The 1,684-nt window shown below is 64.6% G+C and carries 2 protein-coding genes and 1 pseudogene; all 3 read left to right on the forward strand.

Translation table 11 applies throughout. From position 1 onward, the window contains the following. Positions 1 to 273: pseudogene (locus IG98_RS0143790) on the forward strand (IS256 family transposase); the annotation flags it as partial. Between the two features lie 157 nt (positions 274 to 430). Continuing rightward, positions 431 to 838 carry a plasmid pRiA4b ORF-3 family protein gene (locus IG98_RS55110; protein WP_084196106.1) on the forward strand — a complete coding sequence of 136 codons (408 nt, stop codon included), beginning with the start codon at positions 431 to 433 and terminating at the stop codon, positions 836 to 838. After that, the gene (locus IG98_RS0143795) at positions 819 to 1,454 is read left to right on the forward strand and encodes a hypothetical protein (RefSeq protein ID WP_030926460.1); all 636 of its coding nucleotides are present in this window, start codon (positions 819 to 821) and stop codon (positions 1,452 to 1,454) included. The genes IG98_RS55110 and IG98_RS0143795 overlap by 20 nt, the downstream gene beginning before the upstream one ends. The last annotated feature ends 230 nt before the right edge of the window (positions 1,455 to 1,684 follow it).

Here is a 1,684-nt window from a genome sequence, read left to right on the forward strand (position 1 = left end):
TCGGCGCTGGAAGGCGAGATCACCGATCACCTCGGCTGTGACAAGCACGAGCGAGCCGGCCGCCAGACGGGCAACTCCCGCAACGGGACGCGGTCCAAGACCGTGCTGACCGATGTCGGGCCGGTGGAGATCACCGTTCCACGCGATCGCGACGGCAGCTTCGAGCCGAAGATCGTGCGCAAGCGGCAGCGGCGGCTCTCAGGCATCGATGAGATGGTCATCTCGCTGGCCGCCAAGGGGCTGACCACTGGGGAGATCTCCGCGCATCTGGCCGTGGGTTCTGCGGCGCTCAGCGCATCGGCCGCCCGCTGGCCCCTCGTCCATCGAGCGGAGATCCGTCCGGAGCGGTCTCGGAACCGTCCCGTAGCGGTGATCGCGCCGCTATCGTGACGCGCGTCGCCGCCGGGTACGTCGAAGGAGCAGGGCCGCTGTGGGCACCATCCATCAGGTCAAGGTCACCTTGCGGGAGGTCTCTCCGCCGGTGTGGCGGCGTGTCCACGTGCCGTCGACGGTGACTTTGGCCGACTTGCACGAGGTGATCCAGGTCGCGATGGGCTGGGAGCAGCACCACCTGCACGTGTTCTCCGACGGAGATCGGCAGCATGGCGACAACGCCCGTGACGAGTGGAACTCCTTGTCTCCTGATCTTCATCATTCGGCACTCAAGGTGTCCACACATCGGGGTGAGGGCCCAGCCGCATGTTGCGCGCGGATTTGTTGCCAGTGGCGCTGGGCATCACTGGCGGCCGGTGGCGACGGAGCACGGTATGAGCGACACCGGCTGAGCGCATGGCCTGGGCGTCGTTACGCTGAGGTCTATGGAAGATACGGAACATGAGTCATCTGACGATTCCTACCGGTTCTTCGACAAGCAAGAGGTGTTCGACGCGCTTGACCACGGCGCACCGCCGCTTCCCACAGTTCTCCCGCCCGGCTCGGCCGCGATCGCCGCATCCGGACAGTGGGGCCGCTACGGGTCGTTGATCGTAGTGTTCCGCGACCCCGAGGATGGTGAGCTCTACGACGACGTCTCCCTACCGACACGCTCAGCGGCCGGACAGTGGGAATATCCGTTTGCCGCCTCGGGAAGCGGCATGCCGGAATGGGTGCTGAACCGGCCGGACGCGCCACTGCCCGATTGGCACGGCAGCGACCTGGTGAGCTTGTCGGGCCAGCTCGCCCGTCCCGATACCGAGTGGGTGGCCAACCTGACGGTGATGGCGACGCGACGGGTAGCGGCCGTGCAAGTGCACTACGCCGACGACGTCATCGACCTGCCCGTCCCGGCCAGTGGCCTGGTCACCGTGCCGCACGCCATTCGCCATGTCGACGACCGCGCCGAGTTTCGGGGCTTCGACGACTCCGGCGAACTTATCGCTGTCACGCACTACCAGCCGCTGACCGACGACGACCGCAGATACAACTGGCCCGATGCCTCATTGTGGACCGACTGATGCACAGGTCAGCTTGTCAAGCGTTCCTGATCCATGCCCTTCAGACCCTCGAAGCAGGATGACAGCGGAAGCCACTGACATCAATTCCGCGCGAACCACTGACAGTTTCTGGCTCTGGACCACTCTCGACGGAGGGTGTGTCCAGTTAACGGTGTAACTCGGTTTTGAAATTTTTCTATCGAGAACTCGGGGACAGGCGACCTTCGAAGGTGATCGCGAAGGCGTTCAAC

Origin of the sequence: Streptosporangium amethystogenes (assembly GCF_000721075.1) — a bacterium.
GTDB classification, from domain to species: Bacteria; Actinomycetota; Actinomycetes; order Streptosporangiales; family Streptosporangiaceae; genus Streptosporangium; species Streptosporangium amethystogenes.